This is a genomic window from Paraburkholderia sp. BCC1886 (genome assembly GCF_900996245.1).
In the GTDB taxonomy this organism is placed as follows: domain Bacteria; phylum Pseudomonadota; class Gammaproteobacteria; order Burkholderiales; family Burkholderiaceae; genus Paraburkholderia.
The window spans coordinates 25796-51558 of the sequence record NZ_CAAJGK010000047.1 but is presented as its reverse complement, the minus strand read 5'-3'; the positions used below and the strand labels follow the sequence as shown (position 1 = coordinate 51558).

General features: G+C 62.5%; 25 protein-coding genes. 12 read left to right on the top strand and 13 right to left on the bottom strand.

Features of this window, described 5'->3' with window-relative positions; translation table 11 throughout:
- The first annotated feature begins 69 nt into the window (after positions 1 to 69).
- Positions 70 to 1530, top strand: a complete 1461-nt coding sequence (locus FQ746_RS16205) for an MFS transporter (RefSeq protein ID WP_144110379.1) — start codon at positions 70 to 72, stop codon at positions 1528 to 1530.
- Between the two features lie 102 nt (positions 1531 to 1632).
- Here the strand turns inward: FQ746_RS16205 and FQ746_RS16200 are convergent, their stop codons facing one another.
- The 4 genes from FQ746_RS16200 to FQ746_RS16185 all read right to left on the bottom strand — a co-directional run bounded on the left by FQ746_RS16200 (position 1633) and on the right by FQ746_RS16185 (position 3458).
- Positions 1633 to 1905, bottom strand: a complete 273-nt coding sequence (locus tag FQ746_RS16200) for a hypothetical protein (RefSeq protein ID WP_144110378.1) — start codon at positions 1903 to 1905, stop codon at positions 1633 to 1635.
- Positions 1906 to 1967: 62 nt separating this feature from the next.
- Positions 1968 to 2399 carry a DoxX family protein gene (locus FQ746_RS16195; RefSeq protein WP_144110377.1) on the bottom strand — a complete coding sequence of 144 codons (432 nt, stop codon included), beginning with the start codon at positions 2397 to 2399 and terminating at the stop codon, positions 1968 to 1970.
- A gap of 116 nt (positions 2400 to 2515) precedes the next feature.
- Positions 2516 to 2923: a VOC family protein gene (locus FQ746_RS16190; RefSeq protein WP_144110376.1), complete on the bottom strand. Its 408-nt coding sequence runs from the start codon at positions 2921 to 2923 to the stop codon at positions 2516 to 2518.
- Between the two features lie 70 nt (positions 2924 to 2993).
- The gene (locus FQ746_RS16185; protein WP_144110375.1) at positions 2994 to 3458 is read right to left on the bottom strand and encodes an RbsD/FucU family protein; all 465 of its coding nucleotides are present in this window, start codon (positions 3456 to 3458) and stop codon (positions 2994 to 2996) included.
- Positions 3459 to 3674: 216 nt separating this feature from the next.
- Here FQ746_RS16185 and FQ746_RS16180 point away from each other — a divergent pair, with 216 nt between their 5' ends.
- The 4 genes from FQ746_RS16180 to flhC all read left to right on the top strand — a co-directional run bounded on the left by FQ746_RS16180 (position 3675) and on the right by flhC (position 5992).
- Positions 3675 to 4046: a type II toxin-antitoxin system RelE/ParE family toxin gene (locus tag FQ746_RS16180; RefSeq protein WP_144110374.1), complete on the top strand. Its 372-nt coding sequence runs from the start codon at positions 3675 to 3677 to the stop codon at positions 4044 to 4046.
- Positions 4043 to 4345, top strand: coding sequence for an addiction module antidote protein (locus FQ746_RS16175; protein WP_144110373.1), 303 nt, complete (start codon positions 4043 to 4045; stop codon positions 4343 to 4345). The genes FQ746_RS16180 and FQ746_RS16175 overlap by 4 nt, the downstream gene beginning before the upstream one ends.
- A gap of 696 nt (positions 4346 to 5041) precedes the next feature.
- Entirely contained in the window at positions 5042 to 5362 is a 321-nt protein-coding gene (gene flhD, locus FQ746_RS16170) for a flagellar transcriptional regulator FlhD (RefSeq protein ID WP_144110372.1), read from the top strand.
- A gap of 15 nt (positions 5363 to 5377) precedes the next feature.
- A complete protein-coding gene (flhC, locus tag FQ746_RS16165) occupies positions 5378 to 5992 on the top strand; it encodes a flagellar transcriptional regulator FlhC (protein ID WP_144110371.1) in 615 nt (204 codons plus the stop codon).
- Positions 5993 to 6110: 118 nt separating this feature from the next.
- Here flhC and FQ746_RS16160 read toward each other — a convergent pair whose 3' ends face one another.
- From FQ746_RS16160 to FQ746_RS16135, 6 genes are all read right to left on the bottom strand, one after another.
- Positions 6111 to 7439, bottom strand: a complete 1329-nt coding sequence (locus FQ746_RS16160) for an Nramp family divalent metal transporter (RefSeq protein WP_144110370.1) — start codon at positions 7437 to 7439, stop codon at positions 6111 to 6113.
- Between the two features lie 60 nt (positions 7440 to 7499).
- Positions 7500 to 8702 (bottom strand): acyl-CoA dehydrogenase family protein, encoded by a 1203-nt coding sequence (locus tag FQ746_RS16155; RefSeq protein ID WP_144110369.1) that lies wholly within the window; start codon positions 8700 to 8702, stop codon positions 7500 to 7502.
- 212 nt (positions 8703 to 8914) lie between these two features.
- Positions 8915 to 10531, bottom strand: coding sequence for an efflux transporter outer membrane subunit (locus FQ746_RS16150; RefSeq protein ID WP_144110368.1), 1617 nt, complete (start codon positions 10529 to 10531; stop codon positions 8915 to 8917).
- A gap of 14 nt (positions 10532 to 10545) precedes the next feature.
- A complete protein-coding gene (locus FQ746_RS16145; protein WP_144110367.1) occupies positions 10546 to 13731 on the bottom strand; it encodes an efflux RND transporter permease subunit in 3186 nt (1061 codons plus the stop codon).
- Between the two features lie 77 nt (positions 13732 to 13808).
- Complete coding sequence (locus tag FQ746_RS16140) at positions 13809 to 15020, bottom strand: efflux RND transporter periplasmic adaptor subunit (RefSeq protein WP_144110366.1); 1212 nt, start codon at positions 15018 to 15020, stop codon at positions 13809 to 13811.
- A 42-nt stretch (positions 15021 to 15062) separates the two neighbouring features.
- Entirely contained in the window at positions 15063 to 15917 is an 855-nt protein-coding gene (locus FQ746_RS16135; protein ID WP_144110365.1) for an alpha/beta hydrolase, read from the bottom strand.
- Positions 15918 to 16101: 184 nt separating this feature from the next.
- Between FQ746_RS16135 and FQ746_RS16130 the strand changes: the two genes are divergently transcribed.
- From FQ746_RS16130 to FQ746_RS16120, 3 genes are all read left to right on the top strand, one after another.
- Complete coding sequence (locus FQ746_RS16130; RefSeq protein ID WP_144110364.1) at positions 16102 to 17106, top strand: LysR family transcriptional regulator; 1005 nt, start codon at positions 16102 to 16104, stop codon at positions 17104 to 17106.
- 225 nt (positions 17107 to 17331) lie between these two features.
- Positions 17332 to 17652, top strand: a complete 321-nt coding sequence (locus tag FQ746_RS16125) for a DUF4148 domain-containing protein (RefSeq protein WP_144110363.1) — start codon at positions 17332 to 17334, stop codon at positions 17650 to 17652.
- Between the two features lie 161 nt (positions 17653 to 17813).
- Entirely contained in the window at positions 17814 to 18794 is a 981-nt protein-coding gene (locus tag FQ746_RS16120) for an aldo/keto reductase (protein WP_144110362.1), read from the top strand.
- A gap of 9 nt (positions 18795 to 18803) precedes the next feature.
- Here FQ746_RS16120 and FQ746_RS16115 read toward each other — a convergent pair whose 3' ends face one another.
- The 3 genes from FQ746_RS16115 to FQ746_RS16105 all read right to left on the bottom strand — a co-directional run bounded on the left by FQ746_RS16115 (position 18804) and on the right by FQ746_RS16105 (position 21649).
- Entirely contained in the window at positions 18804 to 19721 is a 918-nt protein-coding gene (locus FQ746_RS16115) for a cation diffusion facilitator family transporter (RefSeq protein WP_144110361.1), read from the bottom strand.
- 144 nt (positions 19722 to 19865) lie between these two features.
- On the bottom strand, positions 19866 to 20618 hold the full coding sequence (locus FQ746_RS16110) for an alpha/beta fold hydrolase (protein WP_144110360.1): 753 nt from the start codon (positions 20616 to 20618) through the stop codon (positions 19866 to 19868).
- Positions 20615 to 21649: a M14 family zinc carboxypeptidase gene (locus FQ746_RS16105; RefSeq protein ID WP_144110359.1), complete on the bottom strand. Its 1035-nt coding sequence runs from the start codon at positions 21647 to 21649 to the stop codon at positions 20615 to 20617. The genes FQ746_RS16110 and FQ746_RS16105 overlap by 4 nt, the downstream gene beginning before the upstream one ends.
- 299 nt (positions 21650 to 21948) lie before the next feature.
- On the opposite strand from FQ746_RS16105, the gene phnC reads away from it, so the two are divergent.
- From phnC to FQ746_RS16085, 4 genes are all read left to right on the top strand, one after another.
- Complete coding sequence (gene phnC, locus FQ746_RS16100) at positions 21949 to 22860, top strand: phosphonate ABC transporter ATP-binding protein (protein WP_144110358.1); 912 nt, start codon at positions 21949 to 21951, stop codon at positions 22858 to 22860.
- A 40-nt stretch (positions 22861 to 22900) separates the two neighbouring features.
- Positions 22901 to 23878, top strand: coding sequence for a phosphonate ABC transporter substrate-binding protein (phnD, locus tag FQ746_RS16095; protein WP_144110357.1), 978 nt, complete (start codon positions 22901 to 22903; stop codon positions 23876 to 23878).
- 53 nt (positions 23879 to 23931) lie between these two features.
- Positions 23932 to 24720: a phosphonate ABC transporter, permease protein PhnE gene (phnE, locus tag FQ746_RS16090; RefSeq protein ID WP_144110356.1), complete on the top strand. Its 789-nt coding sequence runs from the start codon at positions 23932 to 23934 to the stop codon at positions 24718 to 24720.
- 162 nt (positions 24721 to 24882) lie between these two features.
- Entirely contained in the window at positions 24883 to 25719 is an 837-nt protein-coding gene (locus tag FQ746_RS16085; protein ID WP_144110355.1) for a DMT family transporter, read from the top strand.
- Positions 25720 to 25763: the final 44 nt, after the last annotated feature.

The window sequence follows — 25763 nt, the reverse complement described above, 5'->3', positions numbered from 1 at the left end:
ACGCAACCACACGCGACACTTCACGCGGTCACGAAGCATGATGCGCTGCGTCGGGCCTACGATGTCCGCATGAACTCACTCCCTCCCCATCGCCCTTCCACGCCCGGCCGGCTGCTCGCCACCGTGAGCGTCGGCTTCGTCGTCACGCAACTCGACGTGACCATCGTCAATATCGCGTTGCCGGAAATCGGCGGGGATCTGCAGGCCAGCGTCGCCGGACTCCAGTGGGTCGTCGACGCCTACACGCTCGCGTTCGCCGTGTTGATGCTGTCCGCCGGCGCGCTCGGCGACCGGCTCGGCGCGCGGCGGATGTACGCGGCCGGCATCGTGCTGTTCGCGCTGGCGTCGCTGGCTTGCGGTCTCGCGGCCCAAGCCGCCGGCCTCGTGGCCGCCCGTGCCGTGCAAGGCATCGGCGCAGCCGCGATGCTGCCCAATTCGCTGGCGCTGCTCAACCAGGCGTACGGCCACGACCCCAAGCTCAGAGCTCGCGCCGTCGGACTGCGGACCGCGGCGGGCGCGATCTCGATCGCGGCGGGACCGGTAGTGGGCGGCGTGCTGATCGCGGCGTTCGGCTGGCGCAGCATCTTTCTCGTCAATCTGCCGATCTGCGCTGCCGGTCTGCTCGCGACGATCCAGTGGGTGCCGCGGCCCGACACGGCGCGGCCCGACAAGGCGCGAGCCGGCACGTCGCGTGGGCTCGACATCGGCGGACAGGCGCTTGCCATCGTGACCCTGACGGCCTTTGTAGCGGCTGTGATCGAATGGCGGCCGCTGGGCGTCGGCCATCCATTCGTCGCCGGCAGTCTCGCGCTTGCGCTGATCGCGGGAGGCGCTTTCGTCGCGCTGGAGTCGCGCGTGGCGTCGCCGATGCTGCCGCTCACGCTTTTCAGACAACGCACGTTCAGCGCGGCGGTGCTGTTCGGGATCTGCGTGAACCTGACTTACTACGGGATGGTGTTCGTGCTGAGTCTGTATCTGCAGCGGGTGCGCGGTTACACACCGCTCCAGGCCGGGCTCGCGTTCCTGCCGCTGACCGGCGGTTTTTTGCTCTCGAACGTGGTGAGCGGTTGGGTAGTGGGCCGTTTCGGCGTGCGCGTCCCGATGATCGTCGGCGCGCTCACCGCGTTTGCCGGCTACACGGCACTGCATTTCGTCGATGCCGCCACGCCGCTCGCCGTCCTGCTCCTGCCGTTCCTGCTAATCCCCTCCGGCATGGGACTCGCCGTGCCGGCGATGACCACGGCCGTGCTGGCGTCGGCCGACGCCAGCCGCGCGGGAACCGCTTCCGCCGTGTTGAACACCGCGCGGCAAGCCGGTGGCGCGGTCGGCGTCGCGGCCTTCGGCGCGCTGGCGAGCGGTGTGGCCGCGCAGCTCGTCACCGGTATGCACGTCGCGACCGCGATTTCGGCGGCACTGCTGGCGCTCGGCGCAGTGCTCGGCTGCGTGGTGCATCCGCAGGCGCATCGTTCGGCAACGTCCGCCACGCCTGAATCGGGCGCGGCAGCAAGCCAAGCGCAGCAATCGCGCTGAACCGACACTTCTGAAAAGACAAACCCCTGCGACGCTTGCGGGCCGCAGGGGTTCGAATCGAACAGGCGAGTCGATGATGCCGCTCACCCGCCGCACGATAGCTTAAAGCGCGGCTTCCTGAATCGTGCCGGTGTCGATGGCGCGCTCGATCAGGCCTTCGCTTTGCGCCTTGACGATGGCGTCGGCGAGCAGCTTTTCCGGCTCTTCGATCTCGGCCTTGATCGCGCTGATGAAACCCGACGCGTCCAGCACGACGAGCGTCTTCGCCGAGTCGGCCAGACTGATGATTACGCGATGCGGCGTAGGCCCTTCGCCGAGACTCGCGCACAGTTGCGTCACGTTACCGCCAATGGTTTGCTCGAAACTTTGAATCATAGTTGCTCCCTTAATGACAGCCAGAGTCGAAAACGACCGCAAAGACTACCTCAAACGACGCGTCAGAGACCCAGTCCGCTGCGCGGCGCACGTGCGCCGTCGATACTGATACGACCCGCGCCCGTCACGAACAACAGCAGGAAACCACCGGCGATGCCGATGTTCTTCCAGAAGTGAATCACCATGTCGCGCTGCAGGGCGGGATCGGTCACGTTCCAGAAATCGTGGCCGAGCACGGCGGTGGCCACTGTGTAGACCGCCATGACGAGCGCGAGCGGCCTGATCTTGAAACCGACGATCAACAGCAGACCGCCGAGTGCTTCTACTGCAGTGGCGATCGGCGCGGCGATCTGCACGAACGGCACGCCCTTCCCGTGCAGGTAGCTCACGAAGCCCGCGTAACCCAGCAGCTTCATCACACCGCCCCATAAAAACAGAACTGCGAGAGCAAGACGTGCAATGAGAATTACGCCGGAATCGACGGGACGCGTCATGAGGGTCTCCTGTAAATGAATAAGCAGCAGACCCGGCAATGCAGCCGCAGTTCCCCGCTTTGCACGTCAGGATAGGTGCATTGGCTGTCTTTTCCAAGCGTGCCGGCCACGCGGATTTATACAGACGGATAGCTGGCGACCTCGATCAGATTGCCGTCGGGATCGCGGCAATACACCGAAGTCATCTTGCCGCGCGCACCGTCGCGCTCAACCGGGCCGGCCTCGATATCGACACCTTCGGACAACCAGTAGGCCTTGACCTCGGCCGGACTGGCCGTCGTGATGAAGCAGAGATCGGCGCTGCCCGGCACCGGCTCGCGGCCGGTGAACCACGCGACGGTGTCGGCCGCCGCGGGACGCAGGTTGATCTTCTGGTTGCCGTAGGTCATGGCCACGCGTTTGCCGGTGCGCGACTCGAATTCGCTGCGTTGCATGCCCAGCATGCGGGTGTACCAGTTCGCACTCAACTCGACGTCGGCGACGTTGAGGACGAGATGATCGAGACTGTCGACAGAAAAACTCATGAGGGCCTCTCCTGATCTTCGTAGCGGGATGCCATGAACTGGATGGAACGGACCGGCCTGGCGGCCCCGGTCAGCCCTGTGGGGCGTCGGGCGCCAGCAGCACGCCCTTCGTGAAGACGAAGCAGCCATAGCCTCGCTCCTCGCCCGTGGTGATCACGCAGAACGCCCGCCGCGCCCGTTCGTAAAACGCAAAGCGTTCGATCGACGCAAACGGCACGGCGCGCCCTTCGGCGCGATCCACCTCCCGTTGCGCCTCGCGTTGTACAGCGGGAATCGTGCCCGGCTCGCCCACGACTTCCATGCGTGAAGCCGGATGCGCGATGAACGTATCCAGCGGCATGACCGACAACACCGCGCGCACCGCTCGCGGCGCGCTGCCGCCGTCCAGACGAAGCGGCTTGCCCAGCACCGTGCCGCTCGCCACCGCGACGGCGGGAAAGTTCGCGTCGCAGATCACCACTTCGTCGCCATGCCCCATCGAACGAAGCGCATGCAACACGTCGGCATTGAGCAGCGGATCAAGATTCTTCAGCACGGTGTCTCCTTGTTGGTATGGACGGTCGATTGTAACAAGCAACCCCGGCCGACCCTTCGGGCCGGGCGCACGGATTAGCCATCTGGCCGAATCGTCATCAGCCGCTCTCAAAGCTAACCTTGCACACGCAATGAAGGGCGCGCGAAGGGCAAGAAAGCCTGCGCGCGTGGGTCGACGAATCGAAAGGGGAAAGCGAAAAACATCCGCTTTATTGATATGGAAATTGCACTTGCGGATACGTATCCACAAGGATACACTCCTCAGCAAATCGGCTCGACTGCCGTCTACACAGTCAACCGTACAGACAACTTCGACTCGTGGCTTGCCGGTCTCAAAGACTTGCGAGCCAAGGCAAAGATTCTGGTCCGGGTACGGCGTGCCGAGCGCGGGCATTTCGGCGACGTCAAGTGGCTGGACGACGGTGGGTCCGAAATGCGTATCGACTTCGGCCCGGGCTACCGGGTCTATTTCGCGCGCGAAGGGAGCGTGGTGTGTCTACTGCTCTGCGGTGGCGACAAGTCCACTCAGGCCGCCGATATCAAGCATGCCAAAGCAATGTGGGAAAACATCAGAAAGGAACTGTCATGAGCAAGGTCAAAGCCGCACGCTTCGACGCGTCGCACTATCTCGACAGCGAAGAAATGATCGCCGAATACCTCAACGCGGCGCTTGAAGAAAGCGACGCCGATCTTCTCCTCGCGGCCATCGCCGACATCGCCAAGGCACGCGGCATCGCCAAGGTCGCCGCAGACGCGGGACTCGGGCGCGAAAGTCTGTATAAAACGCTGGCGCCCGGCTCCAAACCGCGCATGGACACGATGTTCAAACTACTGCGCGCGTTGGGCGTGAAGCTGAGTGCCGTACCGGCAGGCGCGGCAATCGCCTGATTCGCGGCCTCTTTCTGGCCTCCAGGGCATGCCGGCTGAGGGCCTGCGCCAAGGCCGCCCGGACCTGCCTTAGGCGGCGGCCAGTTGCCGCAAGTCGCCGGACCGATGTCGTTTCCGACCTCTTCCAAAGGTCCGTTAGCGCGCGGACAGCCTGTTCAAACACGAAATTCGCAAGAAGTTACAAATCCTTGCCGCTTTGTAACTGGTGTCACACCAATCTGTTACACCTATGATGCGTCCCCAAACCGTTCACAAGAAGCGGTACTTATTGCCGCAACCTAAAATGGTGTTCACCGTTTTTTCTTACGCAAGTTGCGAATCAGCAGTTTTACAACAGCGCTTTCTGTATTCTCATACAGATTAATTAAACGCCCGTCCGACAAGGGTTTCCATGGATTCGCCACCACGCTAAAACCGTGAAAAATCCACTTCGCATGACCCTTTTCCAAAGCCCGAAATATTTACCGAAATTAAATGTATCTTTTTGGGATATTTTTTTGAGAAGGGATTGATTTCTACTTTTACCCTTCATACAATTCGTCCCAGCTGTTACGAAATGTAACGCGATGTATCAAACAGTCGCAGTCTGAAGTTGGGCCGCGACATGTAGCCGGAGGACCGCGTTTCCGGCGAGGCAAAAAAAAGACATAACGGCAAAATGCCGACATAGCAATTCGGGGCTTCGGAAACACAAAAATGGACCGTAGCAGCGAGACGTTGGATTCAATCCGCGAAATCAACTTGTCTTACATCATGCTTGCGCAGCGTATGTTGCGCGAGGACAGAGCAATCGGCATGTTCCGGTTGGGACTGTCGGCGGAACTGGCCGATTTGCTGGCCGGGCTGTCGCTGGCTCAAATCGTCAAGCTGGCTGCTTCCGATCAGCTTTTGTGCTTCTTCCGTTTCAACGACCACGCCATGCTGTCGGCGTTGACGCAAACGACGAAGCACGCAGCAGTGGCACCGACTCACGCGGCGATCCTGCTTGCAGGTCAGCCCGCCGAGCAGTTTGCTTAACCCAAGGTGACTGCGATGCTCAAGCGTAGCCTGACGGAAGACGCACAAGAAGTATTCCGCGCCATTGCGCTGATCGAACTCGGCGCACGCATGCAAGTGCTCGAGAGCGAACTGACGCTGTCGCGCGATCGCATGATCCGCCTGTATCGTGAAGTCAAGGGTGTATCGCCGCCCAAGGGCATGCTGCCATTCTCGGCGGACTGGTATATGACGTGGATGGCGAACATTCACGCATCGTTGTTCTACAACACGTACCTGTTCCTGAAGAACGAAGCGCGCTGCACGCATCTGGACGCGCTGACCAAAGGTTATCGGCTGTATCTGGAGCATTGCCAGCACAGCGAAACCGAGCCGGTTCTGGATTTGACGCGCGCATGGACGCTGGTGCGTTTCTTCGACGCCGGCATCCTGCAGCAGACCAAGTGCTGCCGCTGCACCGGCAAGTTCGTGGCGCACAAGCACGATCTGCAACACAACGTGGTGTGCGGCGCCTGTCAGCCGCCGTCGCGCGCCGGCAAAACCAAGAAGGCCGCAGCCGCTCGCCAGGAAGCGCTCGAAAGCGCTCAACTTGAGCAAGTGGCGGTAGCCGGGCGGATGGAGCAGCTCGAACCGGTTGCCCAGGCCGCCTGAACGATCCAAAACGATGAGGCCTGGTCCGGCCAGATTCGTACCGAAGCCTGAAGAAAAAAGTCCGCCTGCGAGCGGACTTTTTTTCGTCATGCCGGCGCAACTCGCGTAAAACAGCGCGTCACCCCACCCACCCCACCGTCTGCACGACCAGCCAAAGATTCGCCGCGGTAATCACCACGAACAGCCCCCACACGACCAGACGCGTGAGCAGCGTATTGGCGAACTCGCCCATCAGCGACCGGTCGCTCGTCATGCGGATCAGCGGATAAAGCGCGAACGGCAACTGCAAGCTCAACACCACCTGACTCGCCACCAGCAGCTTGCCGACCGCTCCGTTGCCCATCATCTGCACGCCGATCAGCGCCGGGATCAAGGCTAGCGCGCGCGTGATGAAGCGCCGCTGCCAGCACGGAATCTTCAGTTTCAGAAAGCCTTCCATGATGACCTGCCCCGCCACCGTGCCGGTAAACGTCGAGCTTTGCCCGGACGCCAGCAACGTGATCGCGAACAGCACCGCCGCGAAACCCGTCCCGACGATCGGCGCGAGCAGCTTGTAAGCGTCTTCGATTTCGGTGACCTGATTGTGGCCGGTCTCATGAAACGCGGCGCCGGCCAGAATCAGGATGGCCATGTTGATCGCCAGCGCGAGAATCAGTGAAACGATGGTGTCGATACGCGACAGGCCGATAGCCGAGCGGATGCTCGCCGGGTCGCGCTTGACGGCGCGCGTCTGCACGATCGACGAGTGCAGGTAGAGGTTATGCGGCATCACCGTGGCGCCGAGAATTCCGATCGCGAGATACATGGGTTCGCGGCTGTCGAGTGCCTGCCACGACGGAATCAGCCCCTGCGCGACCGACGGCCAATGCGGATGCACCAGCGCCAGTTCGATGATGTAGCCCACGCCGATGGTGGCGATCAACCCCAGCATGATGGCTTCGAGGTCGCGAAAATTCTTGCCCTTCAGGCCGAGCACGATCAGCGTATCGAACGCGGTCAGCAACACGCCGGTGGTCAGCGAACATTTGAAGAGCAGATGAAACGCGAGCGCGCCGCCCAGCACTTCCGCCAGATCGCAGGCGACGATCGAGATTTCCGCGAGCACCCACTGAATACGCGCGACCGCCGGCGAATAACGGTCCCGCGACAATTCCGCGAGATCCCGGCCGGTCGCGATGCCGAGCCGCATGCTCAGACATTGCAGCGCCATTGCCGCGAGGCTCGACAGCAGCACGACGAACAGCAGGCTGTAGCCGTAACGCGAACCGGCTTCGATGTCGGTGGCCCAGTTGCCGGGGTCCATGTAGCCGATCGAGATCAGGAGACCCGGCCCCGCGAACTGCAGAATTTTTTTCCAGAAAGGCGCGCCTTGTGTGACGGCGACTGAGCCTTGAACCTCGGAGGGGCAAAACGGCGCCGTAGCGGTGGTGGGTAGTTTGAACTGCAAGCCGGAGGTCTCTCGAGGGGAATAAAACGCGGCGCCCCAAGGAGGGCGCCGCGAGCCGCCTCAAGTGTACAAAGAAACCTCGGGCAATGTCCCGTTTAGCGCGTAGCGGCCGACGTCCCGCAAGCGATAGTCGAGCGGATCGTGCAGTGTATGCACGCGCGCATTGCGCCAGAAGCGGTCGAGCGCCAGCGGAGCGTGCGTGGCACGGGCGCCGCAGGCGTCGAACAGTTTCTCGCTGACATCGAGCGCGGCCCGATGCGCGACGATCTTCGCCTCCGACGTCGCGAGCGCCACGTGCGCACGCGTCTCGGCGGACAGCGACGGACCTTGCTGCCACGCGTCTTCGAGCGCGTACGCGGCTCGCGTGGCGAGCGCTTCGGCGCTCACCGCCTGGATGCGCATCTCGCCGAAACGCTGGATCAGATAGGGATCGTCGGTGGCTTTCTCCAGACCGGAATTGATCCAGGCCTTGCCATGCCGTGTCACGTAGTGTCGCGCTTCTTCGAGCGCACCCTGCGCGATCCCGACGAACAGGTTGGTCAGAATCTGCTGCGAGATCAGCGTGCGCAGGCTGACGAAAGGCGTATCGGTCTTCTGCAGCACTTCCTCCGCCTCGACGCGAACCTGCGCGAACGCAACGCTGCCGCTATCGGTTTGCCGTTGACCGATCGGATTCCAGTCCTCGCGCACGGTGATGCCCTCGCGGGTCGTCGGCACGGCCGCGAAGACCGATTTGCCGGTGAGCGGGTCGAGCGCGGAAACCGTCATCATCGTCGAGCCGCGGGTGCCCGAGCAAAAACCTTTCTCACCATTCAGAAGATAGCCGCCGTCGACGGTTGCGCTGGCAACCAGTCGCGTGTCGAGCGGGTTGACCGCATTGCCCCACCACCAGCGCCCTTCTACCGTGCCGCCGAGATAACGGGCGCGTTGCTCCGGATTGCCCCACACGTTCACGCTGACTACCTGCAACGAAGTGAAGCCGAGCAGATGCGCGAGCGCGCTGTCCACCTGCGCGATCTTGCGGATCGTGTCGTATATCTCGGGCCAGCGCGCGCCGAGGCCGCCGTATTCGCGCGGTACTGCGAGCGTCAGAAGGCCCGCGTCGGCGATCCATTGTTTCTCCTGCGCGGCGTGCCCGCCGTCGCGGTCGCGCTGGGCGGCGCTCGCCCGCAGTGCGTCGAGCAGACCGTTCAGGTCGCGCACCGCCGGCGGCGTGTTGTTCCCGAGCGACTGCGACGGCGCGGGATAACGAGGTTCGTTCATGCCATATCCACGTGAAAAAATTCGCGCCTCATCGACGCAATGAGGCGCGAGCGATCATAGAACGCGGACCGCGCCGCGTCTACGAAGGGATTTTCGCAAGGAAAGCGGGAAAAACGATTAGGCAAACGCTTGGGCAAACACTTGGGCAAAAAAAACCGGGCCGCACTGCTGTGCGGCCCGGCGTCTTACTCACTACGCGATCTTTAGAGAAACTACTGCCTGGCGATCTGCTGCACCGGCGCCGGCGACGACGCGGGACTCGTCGAGCCCACCGTTGCATCCGCCCCGTTCACATCACCCCAACCGCCGCCCAACGCGCGAATCAGATTGACCGTGGCCACTGCCTGAGTTCCCTGCAAATGGCTCGCCTGCAACTGCGAAGTAAGAACCTGCCGCTCACCGTCGATCACGTCCAGATAACTGACCGCGCCCTCGGTGTATTGCGTGCGCGACAGATGCGCCGCGCGCTGCGAGTCCTGCACCGCTTCGTTCTGCTCGCGCATCTGATCGTCGAGCAGACGCAGATCGGCCAGGTTGTCTTCCACTTCACGGAACGCCACCAGCACCTGCTGCCGATACTGCGCGACGTCCTCGTCGTATTTCGAGCGGGCCTGCGCGAGATTGGCCTTGCGACGGCCGCCGTCGAACAACGGCAAGGTCAACGCCGTGCCGGCGAACGGGCCGAGAATGAACGCCCGGCTCGACCACATGAACAGATCGCCGAGCGTGGCCGACTCATAGCCGAGTGCGCCGGTTATATCGAGCTTCGGAAAAAACGCCGACTTCGCCAGACCCACACGCGCATTCGCTGCGACCATCGCGCGCTCCGCCGCCGAAATATCCGGGCGGCGCTCCAGCAGCGCGGACGGCAAACCAGCCGGCACGCGCACCGCCACCGGCGTCAAAGGCGCCTCGGCGAACGAGAAGTCCGCCGGCGGCTTGCCGAGCAGAATCGCGAGGCTATGCTCGGAGGCCGCGCGTTGCCGCGCGACACCGACAGCATCGGCACGCGCGCTCGCGAGTTCGTTGCGTGAGCGCGAAACGTCGAGTTCGCCGATATCGCCTTCCTTGAAGCGCCGTTCCACCAGTTTCAGCGTGTTCTCACGCAGCGCGACGGTACGGCGATACAGATCCTGATCGGTGTCGAGCTCGCGCAACTGGAAATAGTTCTGCGCGACATCGGCCTGCAACGACAGTTGCACCGAGCGGAACAGCGCTTCGCTTTGCTGCTCGTCCGCCCGCGATGCGTTCACGTTCGAGCCCACGCGGCCAAACAGATCGGTCTCGTAAGACGCGCCAACCTGCGCGCGCCAGATCGTGCCGTTCGTGCCGCCCGCGCTATCCGGCTGGAATTGCGATGCCGCCGACGCACGCTCGCGAGTCGGGCCAAAGCCCGCGTCGAGCTTCGGGAACCAGTCGGACTTGGCCGCCTGGGTCACCGCGCGCGCCTGTTGCACGCGCGCCGCCGCGGCTTTCAGGTCCTGATTCGCGGCGCTCGCCTGTTCTTCCAGCGCGTTGAGCTGCGGGTCGCCGAACACTGTCCACCAGTCGCCGCGATGCGCGTCGTCGGCGGGTTCGGCCGCCTTCCAGGTGCCGACTGTCTGCGCCGGTGCTGCTGGGCCCGCCGCCGACGCCGCCGACGCCGCTGCCGCCGAACCCGTTGCGGACGCACCCACCGGCGCTTCCTTGAACGCGACCGGCGTATCCACGTCCGGGCGCTTGTAGGTCGGCTCCACTGAACACGCCGCGAGCAACGCGAGCAGCAAACCGCTCGCTGCCGCACGGCCCCAGCCGTTCATCCGTTCAAAGCGAAAATCAAAGGATGTCATGATTGTTTTTCTCCTCAGGCGTCCGTTACCGGCTCGCCGAAGTGCGGCGAATCTTTCTGCGCAACGTGAATCGTCCCGCCCGCCAGCGTCCGCAGCACCACATAGAACACCGGCGTGAGCATCAGGCCGAACAGGGTCACGCCGAGCATGCCGAAGAACACCGCGATCCCCATCGCGTGACGCATTTCCGAACCCGCGCCGCTCGACAGCACCAGCGGCACCACGCCCATGATGAAAGCGATCGACGTCATCAGGATCGGGCGCAGACGCATGCGGCTCGCTTCGATTGCCGCCGCCAGCGGCGTGCGTCCGTCATGCTCCAGTTCGCGGGCGAATTCGACGATCAGGATCGCGTTCTTCGCCGACAGCCCCACCAGCACCATCAGACCGATCCGCGTGAAGATGTTGTTGTCGCCGCCGGTGAGCCACACGCCGGTCAGCGCGGACAACACGCTCATCGGGACGATCAGGATCACCGCGAGCGGCAGCGTCAGACTCTCGTACAAGGCCGCCAGCACCAGGAACACCAGCAGCACGCTGATCGGAAACACCCACATGCCTGCATTGCCGGCCAGAATCTGCTGATACGTCAGGTCGGTCCACTCCAGCTTCACGCCGTGCGGCAACACTTCCGCCGCCACGCGTTCCGCCGCCGCCTGGGCCTGCCCCGACGAGAAGCCCGGCGCCGGACCACCGTTGATGTCGGCCGCGGTGTAGCCGTTGTAGCGCACCACCATTTCCGGACCGTAGGTCGGCGTCACCGTCACCAGCGAAGACAACGGCACCATATCGCCCGCCGCGTTACGCGTCTTCAGTTGCAGGATGTCGTCGGCGCGTTGACGGAACGGTGCGTCCGCCTGCACCCGCACCTGATACACGCGGCCGAAGCGGTTGAAGTCGTTCACGTACAGCGAGCCCAGATAGATCTGCATCGTGTTGAACACGTCCGTCACCGGCACGCCGAGTTGCTTGGCCTTGACGCGGTCGAGGTCGACATTCAGTTGCGGCACGTTGATCTGATAGCTGGAGAAGGTCGGCCCGAGTTCCGGCGTTTGCGCGGCCCGTTTGACGAACGCTTCCGCCGCCTTGTTCAGTTCCGCGTAACCGACCGCACCGTGGTCTTCCAGTTGCATCTTGAAGCCGCCGAGCGTGCCGAGACCGAGCACCGGCGGCGGCGGAAACACCGCGACGAACGAATCCTTGATCGCACCGTACTGCTGGTTCAACGCACCGGCGATCGCGCCGGCCGAGAGTGTCTTGCCGTGACGTTCCTTGAACGGCTTGAGCGTGACGAACAACACGCCCGCGCTCGAACTATTCGTGAAGCCGTTCACCGACAAGCCGGGGAACGCCACCGCGCTCTCCACGCCCGGTTGCTTGAGAGCGATCGCGCTCATATCGCGAATCACCTTTTCCGTGCGATCCAGCGACGCGCCGTTCGGCAACTGCGCGAAGGCGATCAGATATTCCTTGTCCTGCGCCGGCACGAAGCCGCCCGGCACCACGCGCGAAATCAGCACGGTTGCGCCGAGCAGGATCGCGTAGACCGCGAGCATCGCGCCCTTACGACGCAGCACACCCGTGACGCCCTGACCGTACGCCGTCGAGCCGCGGTGAAATACCTTGTTGAAGCCTCTAAAAAAGCCGCCGAGCACGCGATTCATGCCGCGCGTGACGAAGTCTTCCTTCGCACCGTGACCGCGCAGCAGCAACGCGGACAAAGCCGGCGACAAGGTCAGCGAATTGAACGCGGAGATTACCGTCGAGATCGCGATGGTCATCGCGAACTGTTTGTAGAACTGGCCCGTCAAACCCGTCATGAACGCGAGCGGCACGAACACGGCCACGAGCGTCAGCGCAATGGCGATAATCGGCCCGCTCACTTCCTGCATCGCCTTATAGGTCGCGTCTCGCGCACTCAGTCCGCTTTCGATATTGCGCTCGACGTTCTCCACCACCACGATCGCATCGTCCACCACGATCCCGATGGCGAGCACCATCCCGAACAGCGACAACGCGTTGATCGAGAAGCCGAACGCGAGCAACAGCGAGAACGTTCCGACAATCGACACCGGCACGGCAATGAGCGGAATGATCGACGCGCGCCACGTCTGCAGGAACACGATCACCACGATCACCACCAGCGCGATCGCTTCGAGCAGCGTGTGAATCACCGCCTCGATACTCGAGCGGACGAACTGCGTCGGGTCGTACACGATCTTGTATTCGACGCCGGCGGGCATGTCTTCCGACAGTTCCTTCATGGCCGAACGAACCTGATCGGAAATCGCCAGCGAGTTCGCACCCGGCGCCTGGTTGATGGCGAGCGCCACCGCGGGCTTGTTGTCGAGCAGCGAACGCAAACCGTATTCCGACGCGGCGAGTTCGATCCTGGAGATATCGCGCAGATACGTGACCGCGCCATCGGGCGCCGTCTTGACGACGATGTCGCCGAATTCACCTTCGGTCCGCAAGCGGCCGCGCGCATTCACCGACAACTGCAATTGCGTGCCCGGCACCGACGGCGATGCACCGATCACACCGGCCGCCACCTGCACGTTCTGCTCGCGAATCGCATTCACCACTTCGGTCGCCGTCAAACCACGCTGGGCGACTTTTGCCGGATCGAGCCACACGCGCATCGCGTAATCGCCCGAGCCCCACAATTGCACTTCGCCCACGCCCTGAATGCGCGCGAGGCGATCCTTCACGTTGAGCAGCGCGTAATTGCGCAGATACGTCATGTCGTAGCGATTGTTCGGCGAGATCAGATGGACCACCATCGTCAGCGTCGGCGAACTCTTGATAGTCGTGATGCCGAGACGCTGCACATCTTCCGGCAGGCGCGGCAGCGCCTGGTTCACGCGGTTCTGCACCAGTTGCGTCGCGAGGTCCGGGTTGGTGCCGAGCTTGAAGGTGACGGTCAACGTGAGATTGCCGTCGCTATTCGCTTGCGACTGCATGTACAGCATGTTCTCGACGCCGTTGATCTGCTCTTCGAGCGGCGCGGCGACTGCCTCGGCAATCACTTTCGGATTCGCGCCGGGATACTGCGCGTGCACCACCACCGAAGGCGGCACCACTTCCGGGTACTCCGAGATCGGCAGCTTGAAGAGCGAAATAATGCCCGCCAGCAGAATCAGCACCGATAGCACGCCGGCAAAGATCGGCCGATCGATAAAGAATTTGGATATGTTCATGGGAAGCTCTCAACGTTGGAGCATGCGCGTGCGACGCAGGGCCATGCCCTGCAAACCGTCGACGCCGCGCATCAGGCTCACGAATTCTTGTCCGCTGCTTTGGTACGCGTTTGCGCGATCGGCGTGCTGTTCGGATCCTGGTCGGCGGTCATGGACACCATGTGCGCACGCACCGCATCACCCGGCCGGACGCGCTGCACGCCGTTCACGACGATGCGGTCGGTCGGCTGCAAGCCGCTCTTCACGACCCGCAGGTTGCCCTGCATGTTGCCCACCGCGATCTCGCGATAGACGACGTGATTGCTCGCGTCGACCACCAGCACGAACTTCTTGTCCTGATCGGTGCCGACCGCTGCATCGTCGATCAGCAGTGCCGGATGCGGCGCACTGCCGCCCACTTTCACACGCGCATACAGACCCGGAATCAGCGCCCCGTCCTGATTGTCGAAACGCGCCCGCACGCGGATCGTGCCCGACGACGTATCGAGCCGGTTGTCGACCGACTCGATCGTGCCGGTGCGCGAATAGCCCGATTCATCGGCGAGACCGAGTTCGACCGGCACCTTGCCGCCTTCGGTCGCGCGGCTCAGGTATTGCAGGTAGGTCTGTTCATCGGCGTCGAACGATGCGTAGATCGGCGAGACCGACACGAGCGTGGTCAGCGGCGTCGAGCTTGCGCCTGCGGACACCACGTTGCCCACGGTGATCTCCGCACGCGACACGCGGCCCGACACCGGCGCGACGATCTTCGTGTAGCCCAGATTGATGCGCGCGGTTTCGACGGCGGCTTGCGCCGCTTTCTGATTCGCGCTCGCTTCACGCGCCGCGTTCTGCTTCTCGTCGTAATCGCGCTTCGCAATCGCGTTGTCGGCAATCAGGCGTTGCGCGCGTTCCCAGTCGCTCTGCGTATAACCGGTGCGCGCCTGAGCGGCCGCGAGTTGCGCTTCGGCGCGATCCACCTCGGCTGCGTACGGACGCGGATCGATCACGAATAGCGTGTCGCCTTTCTTGACCAGCGCACCGTCCTTGAAATTGACAGAAACGATGGTGCCCGGCACCTGCGAACGCACGTCCACTTTTTCGACCGCTTCGAGACGGCCGGAATAGCTCTGCCAGTCGGTGATGGTCTTTTGCACCACCGTGGCCACGTCGACTTCCGGCACGATGGTGGGCGCGGCGGGCGAGCTGGCGTCGACGCGAATCGCGCCGAACGTGCCCAGCCCGGCCACCACGACGACGGCGAGTACGGCCATCGCCACGCGGCGACGGGAAAGAGGAAGGATAGTCATGAGAAGCTCCCGGTATCGTTGATTGAATTGTTTTTTGGTTATCTAGCGTTCGGTACGTGTGTCGAAGCGGCACTGAAAAAAGCGCAGGGCTTCGTGCAAGGCGGGCGGGTGATCCGCCAACGCGGCGTGCGATACGCTCGGATAGCGGACCACCTGGGTCAGCACACCGGCATCGATCAGCCTGCTTGCGTATTTCTCCGCCTCCACGTGCAATACGTCGTTCTGCGCCGTCACGATCAGCGTCGACGGAAGGCCCGCCAGTCGCGACGATTCGAGCGGCGCTGCATACGGGTGCATGCGCTGCGAGGCTTGCGGCAGATACGCGCGATAACACGCCGCGCATTCTTTAGCCGTGATGTCCGAACCGAGACGCTCTTCGTCGCCCAGTCGCGTGAGACTCGGGTCGAGCATCGGCGCGAACAGCGCTTGCGCGGCAATGCGCACATCGCCACGATCCCGTGCGATGAAGGCGAGACAGTTCGCCAACTGGCCGCCCGCATCGTGACCCGCTACGCCAACTTTCTTGCTATTCCCGCCAAATGCCCGCGCTCGCGTCTGCACCCAGAGCGCCGCGCGATGCGCGTCTTCCGGCGCGGCGGGAAACGGGAATTGTGGCGCCAGCGAATAGCCGACCGACACCACGAGCGCGGGTAAGTGTTCTGCGAAATAACTCGCTGCGTAGTCGGCCTGATCGATCGAGCCCTTCGTAAATCCACCGCCGTGAAAATAAAGCAGTACCGGTAATGCGGTCTTTTCGTGCTGCCGATACAGGCGCAACCTGATGTCTTGCGCGTGCCCTTCTATTTCCACGTCGGTGATGTCGAGCGCTGCGTGCCCGGCCTGTGCCGGAGCGTTGCCGGTCGGCACGAAGGAGTACGGGGGTTTGGTTGCTTCCATGTCGAGCCGCGCAATGCGCATAGAACTTCAATGCTGCGAATTGTGGCGTCGGCAGAGTCGCAAATAAATGCCTATAATCCGGCAACACAATTCGGCGCCTCTGAACAATCGAATTCGATTGGTTCGCGGATTCGCGACGAATCCGTTTTATTCCTCAGTGCGCCCGCTATTCCGGAGGTTTGCAATGGACCGGCTTCAGGCCATGCAAGTGTTCACGCGTGTCGTCGACACCAACAGCTTTACCCGTGCGGCGGAAACGCTCGACCTGCCGCGCGCATCGGTCACCACGATCATTCAGAACCTCGAAGCGTTTCTCGGCACGCGTCTGATGCACCGAACCACGCGGCGTCTGTCGCTGACGCCGGACGGCGCCGCTTACTACGAACGTTGCGTGCGCATCCTGGCCGACGTCGAGGAAACCGAAGCCAGTTTCCAGAGCGGCAACAAGAAGCCGCATGGCAAGCTGCGCATCGACATGCCGGGCTCCATCGGCCGTCTGGTGGTGATCCCGGCACTCTGCGATTTCCACACGCGTTATCCGGACATCGATCTGCAACTGGGACTCTCGGACCGGCCGGTGGATCTGCTGCAGGAAGGCGTGGACTGCGTGGTGCGCGTGGGCGCACTGCAGGATTCGTCGCTGGTGGCGCGGCGTATCGGCCTCTTCGAGGGCATCACGTGCGCGGCGCCGAGTTATCTCGAACAGGCGGGCATCCCGACTTCGCTGGACGATCTGGAGAATCACAAAGCAGTCAATTATTTCTCGAGCCGCACGGGACGCACGCTCGATTGGGCGTTCAAGGTGAACGGCGAGGAAGTGGAAGTGAAGATGAAGGGCATCGTGTCGGTGAACGACGCCGACGCCTATGTGACCTGCGGCGTGGAAGGTTTCGGACTGATCCAGCCGGCGCTGTTCATGGTGCTGCCGCATCTGCGTTCGGGACAACTTGTTGAAGTCCTGCCAGAGTTGAAGCCTTTGCCCATGCCGATCTCCGCCGTTTATCCGCACAGCCGGCACCTCTCGCCGAAGGTGCGCGTTTTCGTCGACTGGATTGCCGAACTGTTCGACAAGTGCCCGTTGTTGAGCGGTCGCGGCAGTCTGGATGCGACCTGCACGAAGCGCACTTTTGAAGAGCGCGAGTCTGCTCCAATGCTGGATACGCCAGTTATCACGGAATGGGTGGCGTAACGCGCGTTCAATTCCAACGCTTTGAAGTACTCGTATTGAAACAGTGAATTCCAACCGCGGCGCTAATGCCGCGGTTTCTTTTTCAGCACCGCTTTGACAACGATTGTTCTGGAATCGCGACAATTCATTTCGCTAAAGCGCGATTTATCCGCGTGACCTCGAAGCCCTACATTTCACCCTGTCGCGGCGCTCCATGCGCTGCCAATGAGTCGACAGGAGTGAATCATGAAACGCAATCTTTTGGCTGGTCTCGCTGTTTCGTTGCTGGTGAGCGGTACTGCTTTTGCACAAGGTAGCGGTGGCGGTATCGGTCGCGCAGGGAATTACCAGACGCAACCGCAAACCGGAACCACTGCAACGGCGACGACCGGAAAGACCCGCGCCGAAGTCAAAGCCGAACTCGTCGAAGCTTATCGCGACGGTTCGCTGCCTGCACTCAACCGGACGAGCTATCCGGACAAAGGCCTGATCGGACAAACTCAAGCGGCACGTCTCGCTCTGCAGGAAGGCGACGGCGGTGTGACCCGAGTGGCCGAAGGCCAGTAAATCCCATTGGACAAGGAGAATAACGTGAGCCCTTCCGAACTCGATCACTGGGATAGCGATGTGGCGGTGTGGGTGCCGTTTCGTGGCGGCAGCAGTGCGGGCGACACTTCCTTATAATCGAACGCTCGCCCCCCGGCATACCCACTTAAGGAAGCCTTCAAATGGACTACATCAAACTCGGCCGGACCGGCCTCGACGTCTCCCGCCTCTGCGTCGGTTGCATGAGCTATGGTGTGTCCGAGCGGGGCAACCATCCGTGGTCGCTCGATGAAGAAACCTCGCGGCCGTTCATCAAACAGGCGCTCGACCACGGCATCAACTTCTTCGACACCGCAAACGTGTATTCGGACGGCACCAGCGAAGAAATCGTCGGTCGGGCGCTCAAGGACTTTGCCAAACGCGACGAGATCGTGCTGGCTACCAAGGTGCACGGCCGCATGCATCAAGGGCCGAACGGCGCCGGCCTGTCGCGCAAGGCCATCCTGTCGGAAATCGATAACAGCCTGCGCCGCCTCGGCACCGATTATGTCGACCTGTATCAGATCCACCGCTGGGACTACGAGACGCCCATCGAAGAAACGATGGAAGCGCTGCACGATGTGGTCAAGGCCGGCAAGGCGCGCTATATCGGCGCCTCGTCGATGTACGCGTGGCAGTTCTCGAAAGCCTTACACGTCGCCGATAGCCACGGCTGGACGCGCTTCGTCACCATGCAGAACTATGTGAACCTGCTCTATCGCGAAGAAGAGCGCGAGATGCTGCCGCTGTGCGAAAGCGAAGGCATTGGCGTGATTCCGTGGAGCCCGCTGGCGCGTGGACGTCTGACCCGCGACTGGAACACCGAAAGCGCGCGCTCCGAAACCGACGAATTCGGCCGCACGCTCTACGCACATACGGAAGACGCGGACCGCCGCATCGTCGAGCGCGTGAGCGAGATCGCCAAAGAACGCGGCGTGCCGCGTGCCCAGGTGGCGCTCGCGTGGGTGCTGCAGAAAAAGCCGATCAGCGCACCGATTGTGGGCGCAACCAAACTGCACCATCTGGACGGCGCCGTCGCCGCGCTTTCACTCAAGCTCAGCGACGAAGAAATCCATCGGCTCGAAGAACTCTACGTGCCGCACGCGGTGACGGGTTTCAAATAAGACGTTCTTCTACACCGGCCGCTGATCGCGCGGCACTTCGGGTTCGAAAAACACCCAGCGGACTTGCGGGAACGTCGCCTGCAAATCCGCTTCGACGACGTTGATGGCATCGACCATTGCGCGGCCGCTGGGATAGTCGATCATTTCGGCTTGCACCGCCACCACGACTTCGCGACCCCACTGCAGCGTAATCAGATTGACGATGCTGCGAATCTCCGGCCGCGCGAGCAAATGCTTTTCGATTGCGCGGCGCACTTCGGGACTCGCCGATTCACCGACCAGCATCGACTTCACCTCGCGAGCGACGAACCAGGCAATTGCCATCAGCAACACGCCGACGGCAATCGAACCCAACGCGTCGAACACCGGGTTACCCGTCACCAGCGTCAGCAACACCGCGACGAAGGCGATCGCGAGACCGGCCAGCGCGGCAATGTCCTCGCCGGCCACCACCAGCAGATCCGATTCGCGCGTCTCGCGAAACCAGCGCCACATGCTTTTGTCGGGATGCGTCTTGCGAATCTCCTTGACGGCGCCCCACAACGAAAAGGCTTCGAGCACCACCGACACACCCAGCACGGCGAGCGCGACATACGCGTACTGCAAAGGCTCGCGCGCGAACAACCGGTGCACGCCTTCATAAACCGAAAACGCGCCGCCGACAAAAAACAGCAGCAAGGCTACTAGCAGCGAATAAAAATTGATTTCGCGGCCACCGCCCATCGGGTGCAATGGCGTGACGGGTTTGCGCGCTTCGCGCAAGCCGAACAGCAGCAGAAGTTGATTACCGCAATCGGCGGATGAGTGAATGGCCTCGGCGAACATGGAGCCGGAACCCGTGAACGCAGCTGCGGCGAATTTGCAGATGGCGATGCCGAGATTGGCGGCGAGCGCATAAATGATGGCTTTCGGCGATTCTTCTTTCATCGTCCTGAGGGCGTCCGTTAGATTTCAGTGAGCTTTCGACTGGCGAAGCTCCGTATTATGGCCATGCGGGCGCCCAGCGTCCAACTTGGGGCGCGATCTCGGCCGATTGCATCCGACTGCAGCCGACTGCATCGACATGCAGCGTTACGAATGGGCGAGCCACTCGCTGATCCGCCCGCTCATCCAGCCGGGATCGTCGTGCGGCAGGTCGTGCCCCGCCCAAGGATGCACGCAATGAGCGGCACGCCAGGCGGCCGCGAGTTTCACCGAACAGACCGGGTCGACCAGACCATCGCCGCTGGAAGAAAGGATCAGCAATGCACATGCCGGGCGCGTCGGAGCGGCGGTGAAGCGCGCCGCCGCCCATAACTGCCACAGCGCATTGGCGCGGCTGACCGGCGCGTTATGGCGGATACCGCACCACGCTTCGAGGTCCGCGCTCAACGTCGTTACACGCTTGCAGGTCAGCCGATGGATGCCCCGTTCGACGCGCAGCGCATCGCGCCAATGCACGGCCACCGCAAGCAGGCGAGGCCACGCTCGCGGACGCAGGCGCTCCGTCATCCGGCTGAACGGGCGCATGCTCGTATTCACCAGCACGAGCCGCTCGATCTCGCCGGGATACCGCTGCGCCCACTCGGTCGCCACCATCCCGCCGAGCGACATGGCGAGCACACGAAACGGCGCGACGGCGCCCCGCGCGGCCGCCGCGTTTCTCACGAACTCCACCATTGCGCCTACCGACGACGGCGCGGCCAGGTGCGAGAACTCGCCATTGCCCGGCAGATCCAGCAATAGCGGCGCGGTACTGCCCAGCGTGCGCTGCAGCGTATCGGGCAACGCACCCCAATGGCGCGTTTCGCGCGTCAATCCGCGCAGCAGGATCCATGTGCTCATACGCGTTCAGTTCCATACCACTGGTCGATCGCGCTTTGCAGCATCTGCTCGCGACGCTGGCCTTGCGGCAACCAGCGCTGCGAGGAAAACGCCGCGCGCGCCAGAAAATCGAGCAGATTCGCGTGACGCCGGAGCACCCGCGCGGTGCGATGCGCCATGACCGGATTGAACATGCCCTGCCGCGAAAACAGTTGCCGCGGATTTTTCTTGATCCACAACCATGAGCCGAGTTCGAGCGTCATCGGCAAAAATACATTGGGCGCGGGCGTTCTGTCGTATGCGAAGTCCCACAGATCTCCATGCAGCAGATACTGATGACTCTGCGGTTCGAACGCGTAGCCATGATGCGGATGCGCGCGTTCGAACATCGTCTTCAGCGCATACATTTCCGGCAGATGCGGCATGCGCTCGCGCGTGCGCGCGTACGGAAACCAGATGCTGTCGCTCCACCCATAACCCGAGTGGCAATCGAGTGCGATGGAGAGCGGGCGCGTCGCCAGTTCGGTTTCCACCACGCGCAGCAATGCGAGGGCTTCCTCTTCCATCGGCTCGCCCTCTTTCCCGCGATACCAGGGCAGCCACGCACCCAGACGCTGACCGCCGGCCAGCGGCGGCACGCGCTCGTCGGCATTCTGCGGCGCATTGCGCATCAGGTCGACACCGTTAGGGTTCGCACGCGTTGCTGCCCACATGCCGCCCGGATTCACGATGGGCATGAAGATCAGGCGGATCGACTGCAACTGCCGGACTAACAGTTCGTCCCATTCGAGGCGTGCGAGCAGCGCGCGCATATAGTCGAGCACGAGTTGCGAGCCGATTCGTTCGAGCCCGTGAATGCCGCCGAAGAATCCAATTGCAGGCGCACGCGGATCGGTCGAACCAATGCTCGCGGTGAACACCGAAAAGCTTCGGCCGCGTACCGTCGTCTCGCACACGGAGCGAATCTCGAAGTTGGCGCTGCCCTGCTCGAGGACCGCCTTGAGGTCTTCATACTCCGCAAAACTATCGGGAAGGAAACTCAAGGGCTGCATGACGGCTTCTGAAAGGATCGCAAGAAGTGGGCGGGATTGGGGGGCGGCATCGCGAATCACGCAATATAGCCTGGGTACTCGCACTCATGCGGATACGGCGGTCTTCATGCAGAAACTGTCATACAGGTGTCACTTTTCGATAAAACATCTGACACCGTTCTGACTTCTCTCCGACGCAAAACTGACATTGATTCATATAGTCGTCTAGACGTTGCGACGCCTTCACTCAACCGTCACAGAGGCTTCCTAGAATCAGTCCCATACATGCCGGCATCGGCCGGAGACATGAAGGGAGTCTTATGGAAGCAATCCGCGAAGCGATTCGTATCGAACGCCTGAGCAAGACGTTCGGCAACGGCCGACGCGTGCTGGAAGACATCGATCTGCGTGTCGAACCCGGTGAGATGGTCGCGCTGATCGGCGCGTCGGGCTCGGGAAAATCGACGCTGCTGCGCCACATTGCCGGCTTCACGGCCGCCGACGCGCAGCCGTCGCGAATCGAAATTCTCGGCCGGCCGATTCAGCAGAACGGTCGCATCGTGCGCGAGGTACGCAGCATTCGACGCGATATCGGCTTCGTGTTCCAGCAGTTCAATCTGGTGAACCGGCTGTCGGTCGAAACCAATGTGCTGATCGGCGCGCTGTCGCGTCTGTCCTGGTGGCGTCGTCTGACCGGCCGCTTTCCGGGCGAAGAGCGGGCGTTGTCGATGGCAGCGCTCACCGAGGTCGGTATCGGCGAACATGCGCACGAACGCGCCGCCAATCTGTCCGGCGGCCAGCAGCAACGTGCGGCATTGGCGCGAGCGCTGGTGCAGCGCGCCCGTATCGTCCTTGCCGACGAACCGATCGCCTCGCTCGATCCCGAATCGTCGCGCCGTGTGATGGACATGCTGCGCAAGCTGAATCGCGAGCACGAACTGACCGTGCTGGTATCGCTGCATCAGGTGGAAATCGCGATGGAATATTGCCCGCGCACCATTGCGCTGCGTCGCGGCAAGGTCGTCTTCGACGGGCCGTCCACCGCTCTCACACCGGCTTTGCTCAAACAGCTTTATGGCGACGACGCCCGCGAATGGCTCGATGAAAACGAAGCCGACGCGCCCGATGCCACGCAGCCTGACGACGACAAAAGCGTAGCAATACAGCCAGGAAATGCGTCGTCGGCGTCGTCTCTCTACGCCTTCGCGTTGAAACCCGCGCACACCAACTAAGCGCACTTCCAAACCGCCCGAACCAACCGGATTTTCATCGATGACATTCCTGCGCTCACTCATCTCGCTGACCGTCGCGGCCGCCGCCCTCGCCGGCCACGCTGCCGCACACGCCGAAGACATCAACCTGGGCATCATCTCGACCGATTCGTCCTCGGTGCTCAAACAACGCTGGGACCCGCTAATCCAGGACATGGACAAGCAGACCGGCCTGAACATCAAGGCGTTCTTCGCGACCGACTATGCGGGCATCATCGAAGGCATGCGCTTCAACAAAGTGCAGGTCGGCTATTTCGGCAATGCCTCGGCAATCGAGGCGGTGGATCGCGCGCAAGGCGAAGTGTTCGCGAAGCTTCTGTATGCGAACGGCGAAGCAGGTTACCATTCGCTTTTGATTACGAACGTGAACAGCCGCTTCAAGACGCTCGACGACGTGTTCAGGAATACGCACGACGTCACGCTCGGTTTCGGCGATCCGAACTCCACGTCGGGAACGCTGATTCCCGCTTACTACCTGTTCGCGCAGCACGGCGCGCCGGTCAACACGTCGTTCAAGGCGGTGCTGCCGTCGAGCCACGAAGCGAATCTGCTGGCCGTGGTGAACAACAAGATCGACATCGCGACGAACAACACCGACCTCGTCAACACGTTGCAGAAGCAACATCCCGACCGGTTCGCGCAAGTGCGCGTGTTGTGGACTTCGCCGGTGATTCCGTCCGACCCGCTGGTCTGGCGCAAGGATCTGCCGCAGGCGACCAAGGACAAGCTGCGCAAATTCTTCCTGAACTACGCGAGGACCGATCCGCACGAAAAGGCCGTGATGGCGGGCATTACCGGATATAGCGGCTTCGCCGGCTCGTCGGATGCGCAGTTGCTGCCCATCCGCAAGGTCGTCCTGTTTCAGCAGAAGCAGAAGGTCGCGACCGACACCCATCTGTCCGATGACGAACGCAAGACGCAACTGGCTGCGCTCGATGCGAAGCTCGCCGCGCTCGACACGACCGTTGCCAAGCAATGAAGGCGGCCGACCCTCTCCTCCCGTCTGCACTCGCCGCAAAAGCGCGCGACAAAATGCGTGGCAGTGCGCCCGCGTTGCCGCGCGCCGGCAAGCGTAGCTGGTGGTCGCTGCTCGGCTGGATCGCGCTGATCGCGGTGCTCGGCGGCACGTGGCATAGCGCCGACATGCGGCCGCTCGACCTGCTGAGCGACGCCGGCAACATGGGCCAGTTCGCGCGGGACTTTTTCCCGCCGAACTTCACCGAGTGGCGCACGTACCTGCACGAAATGGTGGTGACGCTGGCCGTCGCGGTTTGGGGGACGGCGCTGTCGCTGGTATGCGCCGTGCCGTGCGGGCTGATGTCCGCGCACAACATGGCGCCCGTGTGGATCGTCCAGCCGATGCGCCGGATGATGGACGCGTGCCGCGCGATCAACGAGATGGTCTTTGCGATGCTGTTCATCGTCGCGGTCGGACTCGGGCCGTTTGCCGGTGTGCTCGCGCTGTGGGTGCATACCACCGGCGTGCTCGCCAAGCTGTTTGCGGAAGCGGTCGAGGCGATCGATCCACGCCCGGCTGAAGGCGTGCGAGCCACCGGCGCGACCGGTCTCGACGAGATCGTCTACGCGGTGTTGCCGCAGGTGTTGCCCTTGTGGATCTCGTATGCGTTGTATCGCTTCGAATCGAACGTGCGATCGGCGATGGTGGTCGGCATGGTCGGCGCGGGCGGCATCGGCGTGGTGCTGTACGAGGCGATCCGCTCGTTCGATTATGCGCAGACGGCAGCGATCATGATCATGGTGATCGTCGTGGTAACCGCCATCGACCTGGGGTCGGCCTGGCTAAGAGAGCGGGTCACTTGAGCGCGGCGGACGCAACGCGGGTCGTCCGCCACAAATGTCCTCTTTTTTCCACATAAAGCCCCTTTGGTTTAGTCGTGCAATCCGTCGATTCCAGCGTTCTACTGGAATAATCACGCGCTTGAGGCCGCGCGCGCGGCCTTCCTCCCTACTGCGCGATCTTCGATGGCAACCTTTGTGCTCCTGCTGGTGCTGCTCTCGGCACTGCTACACGCGACGTGGAACGCGTTTCTGCATCTATCCGAAGATCGCGTCTGGCTGCTGGGGATGATGGCGATTCCGTATATCGCCGTGAGCGCAGTCGGCGTGATCGTGCTGCCGCTGCCCGCGCCGGGCGCCTGGCCTTATATCTTCGCGTCGGTGGTGCTCGAGTTCGGTTATCTGCTCGCGCTGATTCGCGCGTATAAGAGCGGCGACTTCGGCCAGATCTATCCGATTGCGCGCGGACTGTCGCCGATGCTCGTGTTCGTCGGCGCGCTGGTGTTCGCGCATGAATCGCTCAAGCCGCTAGCGGCCGTGGGCGTGGCGCTGGTGTCGCTCGGCATCGTCTCGCTGGCATTTCGACGCGGCCTGCGTTTTTCAGGCGAGAGCGTGCCGTTCGCGCTGTTGACCGGCTTTTTTATCTCGACGTATTCGGTGGTCGACGGGATCGGCGCACGCGTGGCGGGCAACGGTCTGAGCTACATCATGTGGGTTTATCTGATCTGGAACATTCCACAGTTTCTGCTTGCGTGGCATTGGCGCGGCGGCGCCCGTGGGCTGTTCATCGGGCGCGCGGTGGTGCTGAAGGGCATCGCGTCGGGGGCGATCGCGTTGACGGCTTATTGCCTGATCATCGAGGCTTACCGCTACTTGCCTATCGCGATGGTGTCGGCGCTGCGCGAGCTCAGCTCGATTTTCGCGGTGCTGATCGGCTGGCTGTTCATGGGGGAGAAGTTGACGCCGCGGCGCATCGTGGCGTGCGCGCTGGTGACGCTGGGGGCGGTGTTGATCAGGATTTGAGGGGGGGAGACGGTATAGGGTGTTCGTTTCGTTTATTGCGATTT

Bases quoted from the DNA above. Each gene is read 5' to 3' on its own strand.
- FQ746_RS16205 (WP_144110379.1), top strand. From the start codon at position 70: ATGAACTCACTCCCTCCCCATCGCCCTTCCACGCCCGGCCGGCTGCTC.
- FQ746_RS16200 (WP_144110378.1), bottom strand. From the start codon at position 1,905: ATGATTCAAAGTTTCGAGCAAACCATTGGCGGTAACGTGACGCAACTG.
- FQ746_RS16195 (WP_144110377.1), bottom strand. From the start codon at position 2,399: ATGACGCGTCCCGTCGATTCCGGCGTAATTCTCATTGCACGTCTTGCT.
- FQ746_RS16190 (WP_144110376.1), bottom strand. From the start codon at position 2,923: ATGAGTTTTTCTGTCGACAGTCTCGATCATCTCGTCCTCAACGTCGCC.
- FQ746_RS16180 (WP_144110374.1), top strand. From the start codon at position 3,675: ATGGAAATTGCACTTGCGGATACGTATCCACAAGGATACACTCCTCAG.
- FQ746_RS16175 (WP_144110373.1), top strand. From the start codon at position 4,043: ATGAGCAAGGTCAAAGCCGCACGCTTCGACGCGTCGCACTATCTCGAC.
- flhD (WP_144110372.1), top strand. From the start codon at position 5,042: ATGGACCGTAGCAGCGAGACGTTGGATTCAATCCGCGAAATCAACTTG.
- flhC (WP_144110371.1), top strand. From the start codon at position 5,378: ATGCTCAAGCGTAGCCTGACGGAAGACGCACAAGAAGTATTCCGCGCC.
- FQ746_RS16155 (WP_144110369.1), bottom strand. From the start codon at position 8,702: ATGAACGAACCTCGTTATCCCGCGCCGTCGCAGTCGCTCGGGAACAAC.
- FQ746_RS16150 (WP_144110368.1), bottom strand. From the start codon at position 10,531: ATGACATCCTTTGATTTTCGCTTTGAACGGATGAACGGCTGGGGCCGT.
- FQ746_RS16145 (WP_144110367.1), bottom strand. From the start codon at position 13,731: ATGAACATATCCAAATTCTTTATCGATCGGCCGATCTTTGCCGGCGTG.
- FQ746_RS16140 (WP_144110366.1), bottom strand. From the start codon at position 15,020: ATGACTATCCTTCCTCTTTCCCGTCGCCGCGTGGCGATGGCCGTACTC.
- FQ746_RS16135 (WP_144110365.1), bottom strand. From the start codon at position 15,917: ATGGAAGCAACCAAACCCCCGTACTCCTTCGTGCCGACCGGCAACGCT.
- FQ746_RS16130 (WP_144110364.1), top strand. From the start codon at position 16,102: ATGGACCGGCTTCAGGCCATGCAAGTGTTCACGCGTGTCGTCGACACC.
- FQ746_RS16125 (WP_144110363.1), top strand. From the start codon at position 17,332: ATGAAACGCAATCTTTTGGCTGGTCTCGCTGTTTCGTTGCTGGTGAGC.
- FQ746_RS16120 (WP_144110362.1), top strand. From the start codon at position 17,814: ATGGACTACATCAAACTCGGCCGGACCGGCCTCGACGTCTCCCGCCTC.
- FQ746_RS16115 (WP_144110361.1), bottom strand. From the start codon at position 19,721: ATGAAAGAAGAATCGCCGAAAGCCATCATTTATGCGCTCGCCGCCAAT.
- FQ746_RS16110 (WP_144110360.1), bottom strand. From the start codon at position 20,618: ATGAGCACATGGATCCTGCTGCGCGGATTGACGCGCGAAACGCGCCAT.
- FQ746_RS16105 (WP_144110359.1), bottom strand. From the start codon at position 21,649: ATGCAGCCCTTGAGTTTCCTTCCCGATAGTTTTGCGGAGTATGAAGAC.
- phnC (WP_144110358.1), top strand. From the start codon at position 21,949: ATGGAAGCAATCCGCGAAGCGATTCGTATCGAACGCCTGAGCAAGACG.
- phnD (WP_144110357.1), top strand. From the start codon at position 22,901: ATGACATTCCTGCGCTCACTCATCTCGCTGACCGTCGCGGCCGCCGCC.
- phnE (WP_144110356.1), top strand. From the start codon at position 23,932: ATGCGTGGCAGTGCGCCCGCGTTGCCGCGCGCCGGCAAGCGTAGCTGG.
- FQ746_RS16085 (WP_144110355.1), top strand. From the start codon at position 24,883: ATGGCAACCTTTGTGCTCCTGCTGGTGCTGCTCTCGGCACTGCTACAC.